Genomic DNA, 5,302 nt, shown 5'->3' with positions numbered 1-5,302 from the left:
GCCGCGTCATCTACTGCGCGCCCGGATTGCAGCAATCCGTGGCCGCGGCAATCGTCAACGCGAGGCGCATGCTCGGTCGCGAAGCCGTTCGCGTCGTTCTGGATCTCGACGACCGCACCACTCGGATGGGCTACGGCGAGTTCGACGCTGTCACTCTGTTGGCAGACGAGGATGTCGATGTTCGGGTAGAACCGGGCCTACGCAGCTGCGTGCTTGTGTGTGATGACGCTGGGTTCGCCTTCTTCGCGCCGCCGATGCTTGTGGAAGTCCAAGACGACGAGCACGTGGGCGCGAACGCATTGGCCCTGGTGCCTGAGCAGCTCGAAGCGGTGGTCAGATCACTGCTCCCCTCAGCCAAAGCGGACCATCCGGTCGCTGATCAACCCGAGCTCGGAAAAGAAGAGTTGTCCGAGAGCCGACTGGAGCAAGTGAAGGCTGCGCTGGACGCCAACCCGCCACAGAGGTTCGACCTCGCTCGCAAGGTCAACGTCTTCAATGCGTTCATTGAGTTCGTGGAACTGAAACTCACCGGGCTCCACATTGCCCAGCACACCGTGCGATTGCCGCCGGATCTGGTGCTCGCCCTGCGCGATGACGCAACGGCAAAGCGCCTGCTCACAACATTCAAGCTCGTTGGTGACGAAAGCAAGGTCGCCAAGGAAGCCGCGGAGATCGACCAGGAGGTTCGCGCGATGCGCAAGCTTTACACCCGGTCGCTTGGCGATGGCTTGGGCACTGTCATTCTGCGCTCCAAGAAGGATCCTTTTGACAAGTGCATCGCCGGTATTCGTAGGGACATCGAGAAGTTTCAGCAAAAAGTCGTCGAGCGACTCGAGAAGGAACTCGAATCCTCTCGAAAGCGCCTCGTCGATGGCCTGTTGCCTGCGGTCAAGAAAAGTCCACCTGAGACTCTGATAGCACAGGTTAGCGGAAGACCCACGATGCCCGTGCTGAGGCAATTTCTTGATGACGAGTTGAAGCGCGTTTTCCCTTCTGCAGACAGCCTTGTCGGCGAAATGAAACTCGAAACCGTAGAGAAGGGTGTGACCTACGCCACACTGTGCAATCCCGAATTTCAAGAGCGTGTGCGCTCGGCCTTTCCCTACGAGAACTGGGACAAGCCGTTTCGCGAATTCGACGCCGCTCCCGCGGTCGTGCAGAGCCGACTCGTTGAGATTCAAAAGACTGGCTCAACGACGTGAGGAACCAACCGGCCAACGTCGTCATGAGCGAGGGGGAGCAGCGGGTCACAGTGGCGGACGGCTATCTCGATCGCTCCTGTCCTCCTCGTCGTGCTCGGGGTCGCGCGCCACGGGCCTGAAGCCGCTGGAGTTTCCGCTGGCGATCGTGTGCAGGAGGCTGGCCAGCGGGTCGACGCGCTGCTGGTTGTCGTTCTCGTAGAGGCCGAGGTGCTTGAAGAGCTTCTCGAGGGCGGCGTCCTTCGAGTTCAGCTGGACCTCGATGCCGTACTTGGTTTGCTTGGCGCCGGCGTAGATGGCCGCGGCCTGGGGAGACAGGTGGCGGGTGTCCATCAGGACCGTGCGTGCTTGGCCGTCGCCACCGCATTCCGGGCAGTCGGGGTGCGGCGGGCGCAGTGGGTTGAAGCCGATTCCACCCTGCTCCTCGAACTCGGCCGGCATGCCGCCCTTCTTGGCGAACTCCTCGCGGTCATGGTTGTATGCGCCGAGGGTGCGCTGGCGGCGGAATCCCTCACTGTGGCAATAGCGGCAGCATCCGACCTTGACCTGCACCAGCTCGCGCACATCGGCAATGGCGATGTTCCAAGCCTCGCGGAGGACGGCGTCGGCGGTGATCTGGGTGCGCAGCTGCTGCTTGGCTCGGGCGTCAGCGATCGCGGCCTGGATGTTAAGTTTTGACAAGTTTTGAGAAGCGATCACCCGGGCGTTCTTTGGGCTGTAGCCAGCCCGAATGGCTGCTTGGGTCGCGTTGAAGTCGATCAGGTATTCGTCAACGAACCGTTGCTGCCGCGGCTCGAGCTCGCTGCCTGGGGGCGCCTTGACAGTCTTGGGTGGCGCCGTCCTGGAAGTGGTGGGCTTCATCGCACGAACGGACGCGCCCACGGCGTTCTTGCGGGCAGTGGGCTTGGTGGTGGGTTTCTTGCTTGCTGGGGTTGATGCCATGGCCGGAGTGTTCCCGGCGCATGGAATTCAGGCGAACCCTAGAAGGGGTTAGCTGCGTGCGTATGCGAATGGCGCGTTTGGGCCACTACCGACATTCGAGCCTCTCCAAAGCAGTCGCGTCCAAGGACAGGCGACGCTCTCGATGAGCCGCCCGCCGCACCACGCCCTTCAGTTGCTCGGGCCCTTGGCCGCCGCCTGGGCCTCGGCCATGCGCTTGCCCATCTCCGCCTTCACCGCGTCGAGGTTGAAGCTCGCGCCCCGCTGCATCGGCGGGTAGTCGAGGAAGGTCTGCAGTTCCTTGCCAACCACCTCCTGGACGAAGACGAAGCGCCAGAACTGGAACTTGAACCAGTCGAAATATTGCTGCGCGCCGTCCTTGGTTCCATTGCTCGGCCAGCCGGTGCGCTCGAACGGGTCCAGGCGCAGGTTGGTGATGTAGGGAACGTCCGGATGGGTCTTCTCGCCCAGCCAGCCCGCGGGCTGGTCGATAAAGCGGAACTTGTAGTCGTCGATGCGCACCGCGCCGACGGTGCTCTCTCCGAGATAGAAGATCTCGTGGCGCGCGGACGGGCCCTTGCCGGTGATCGCGGCCATCTGGTCGTAGCCATCCAGATGGTTCTTGTAGGTCCGGTCGCCGAGCTTCACGCCCTTGAGAAGCTGCTCCGTGATGTTCGGATTGCCCGCGGCATTCAGGAAAGTGGGATACCAGTCAAGGCCCGAGAAGATGCCGTTCTGCACCGAGTCCGCCGGCACGTGGCCAGGCCAGCGCAGGATCGCGGGCACGCGGAAGCCGCCCTCCAGCACCGTGCCCTTGCCCTGCGCGAACGGCGTCTGTCCGCCGTCCGGCCAGGTGAAATTCTCTGTGCCGTTGTCGGTGGTGAAGACGACGATGGTGTTGTCGTCCTCGCCCATGTCCTTGATCTTCTTCATCACCAGGCCGATGTCATCGTCGAGCTGGGCCATGCCGGCTTCCTCCTCCGACCATCCATTGTCCGAGTTGCGCAGCGCCTCGTACTTCGGCGAGAGGTGCGTGACGATGTGCATGCGGGTCGGGTTGAGCCAGACGAAGAAGGGCTTGCCGTCTTTCTTGGCCTTGTCCATGAACTTGATAGATAGGTCGCGGATCTCGTCGTCGACGGTCTCCATGCGCTTTGGATAGAGCGGACCGGCGTCCTCGATCTTCTGCTTGCCGACCTTGCCCCAGCGTGGCATGTCGGTGCTGTCGTCAGTGGCCGTCGCCCAGCTGTGGACCATGTTGCGCGGCCCGACGACGTTCAGCAGCTTCTGCGGATAGTTGGGATGCGCCGGGTCTTCCATCGCGTCCAGGTGATAGAGGTAGCCGAAGAACTCGTCGAATCCGTGCACGGTGGGCAGGAACTCGTTGAGGTCGCCGAGATGGTTCTTGCCGAACTGGCCGGTCGCGTAGCCCTGAGCCTTGAGCGCGGTCGCGATGGTGCTGGCCTCGGCCGGGATGCCGGTCTTGGCGCCGGCCTGGCCCACCGTGGTCATGCCGGTGCGGATCGGTAGCTCGCCGGTGATGAAGTTCGCCCGGCCCGCCGTGCAACTCGCCTCGGCGTAGTAGTCGGTGAACAGCATGCCCTCCTTGGCGAGCTTGTCGATGTTCGGCGTCCTGCCGGCCATCATGCCGCGGTGGTAGGCACCGATGTTCCACATCCCGATGTCGTCGCCCATGATGACGACGATGTTGGGCTTCTTGCCCGCCGCCTGGGCTTGAGCCGGTGGGGCGGCGAGCAGCGTGAACGATGTCGCGACGGCGCCAGCTACCGCCAGTCGCACAAATTGTCGAGGGAGCGCTTTCATGACGTCGATTCCTTCCGGAATGAGATTCGCTGGCATCGTCGCCAAGTCGATTGAATGGCGAGGGCCGTTCGCCAAAGATCATCACGTGTCCGTCGGCGCAAGGAAATGAGGACAAAGGGCAAACGACTTGCCCCAAAGGGCAAGCGCTCTGTCCCAAAGCCTTCGGCGGAGTCTTTGATATGCGCCGTATTGCGCTATGCGCGACTCTCGGGTATGTGTCCAGTCCCGACGCAGCGATGGATGTTGGTCAGGCTTAAGTAAGGCTCGCGGCCTGTCAATTCAGATCGCCGAGGTCACCTTGGCAGGTTGCCTCGGGTCGCCGGACATGTCGATTCCTGTCACTTTCTAATTGCGCGCCACGGAGAAAACGGCAAGGTGGGCGCAAGAGTCGAGCGACCGCTCCTAGCCGTCAGAGGGCCTTCGCTCGCAACTTTTAGTCGTCGGCGTCACTTACGTCATCGCCACGAACGAATTTCAAAGTGCCGCATGGCCGGCGCTTATGTCGCCAAGGCAAAATTGTAGGCATCGCTGAAAGCAGAGGAGGATCCACCTAGCCAAATTTGGGACATTTGTCCCTTGGCGCATCCCTGCTGATCGTGCATTCTGCTCACCATGACGTCGATCGAGCACATCATCACTCGCGCCATTAGCCCCTCCAGCGTGCGGCCGAATGGGCGGCTCACGTCCCCTCGGAGCTACGGCGTGTATCGCATCCCCACTTCGGCCGACACCACACGCAGTTTTCGGTTCGGAAACCACCCGGTCCGCCAGTGGGAGCTCGAGCGCGAGTTTGGCTCCTGCGAGCTCGTTCACCTGTTTGCCGAACGCACCGACGCCAAGGCCGTCGCACAGCACCAGGCAGGGAAATGATCCACTGTTGCCCCTTGTGATCGGGACACACGCATCAGTAGCCGCGGTTCATGAGGATCTGCTGGATCTCATCCGCTGCGTACGCCTGTTGTTTGGCCGACTTTAGCTGCCGTGCACCGAGCTTAGGGTGTTCGCGAATCAGGAGCTCGTGACGAAGGACCGCAACTGGCCGCTCTGAGCCGTTCGTTGGATCCTCGACACGGGCCGCATCAACAGGACAAGCGCTCGGTGATTCCGATCGAGCAGGGAGATGTCGACCTGTGGCTGGCCGGCACGGTCGATGATCCCAGGAAGCTGCTGGCGCCCGTGGAACTGTTCGACGCCGGGCCAGCGGACGGCAAGCCTGAAGACGCACTGATCTGAACGGCCACCCTGGTTTCCTTGGTAACCAGGCTGGTAACCAGTGACTTGGTAACCATTGATTCGGCGCTGGGCCTCGAGCTTGGTTTTTGAGTTCGTTGCTGTGGGAG

5 protein-coding genes are annotated in these 5,302 nt (G+C 62.0%); 3 read left to right on the top strand and 2 right to left on the bottom strand.

Annotated elements, in window-relative coordinates; translation table 11 throughout:
• Window positions 1-1,202 (top strand): hypothetical protein (locus AC1DY5_RS40840; protein ID WP_478120145.1); only part of this gene is annotated, 1,202 nt, incomplete at its 5' end.
• Between the two features lie 45 nt (window positions 1,203-1,247).
• Here AC1DY5_RS40840 and AC1DY5_RS40835 read toward each other — a convergent pair.
• Both AC1DY5_RS40835 and AC1DY5_RS40830 read right to left on the bottom strand, forming a co-directional pair.
• Window positions 1,248-2,141, bottom strand: coding sequence for a terminase small subunit (locus AC1DY5_RS40835; protein WP_478120144.1), 894 nt, complete (start codon window positions 2,139-2,141; stop codon window positions 1,248-1,250).
• A gap of 168 nt (window positions 2,142-2,309) precedes the next feature.
• A complete protein-coding gene (locus tag AC1DY5_RS40830; protein ID WP_478120143.1) occupies window positions 2,310-3,962 on the bottom strand; it encodes an arylsulfatase in 1,653 nt (550 codons plus the stop codon).
• A 612-nt stretch (window positions 3,963-4,574) separates the two neighbouring features.
• On the opposite strand from AC1DY5_RS40830, the gene AC1DY5_RS40825 reads away from it, so the two are divergent.
• Both AC1DY5_RS40825 and AC1DY5_RS40820 read left to right on the top strand, forming a co-directional pair.
• Window positions 4,575-4,832 carry a hypothetical protein gene (locus AC1DY5_RS40825; protein WP_478120142.1) on the top strand — a complete coding sequence of 86 codons (258 nt, stop codon included), beginning with the start codon at window positions 4,575-4,577 and terminating at the stop codon, window positions 4,830-4,832.
• A gap of 228 nt (window positions 4,833-5,060) precedes the next feature.
• Window positions 5,061-5,195 carry a hypothetical protein gene (locus AC1DY5_RS40820; RefSeq protein WP_478120141.1) on the top strand — a complete coding sequence of 45 codons (135 nt, stop codon included), beginning with the start codon at window positions 5,061-5,063 and terminating at the stop codon, window positions 5,193-5,195.
• Window positions 5,196-5,302 lie beyond the last annotated feature (107 nt).

It is taken from the genome of Variovorax sp. P4_D9 (assembly GCF_056401695.1).
The sequence above is the reverse complement of the archived record's forward strand: the minus strand, read 5'-3'. Positions and strand labels throughout refer to the sequence as shown.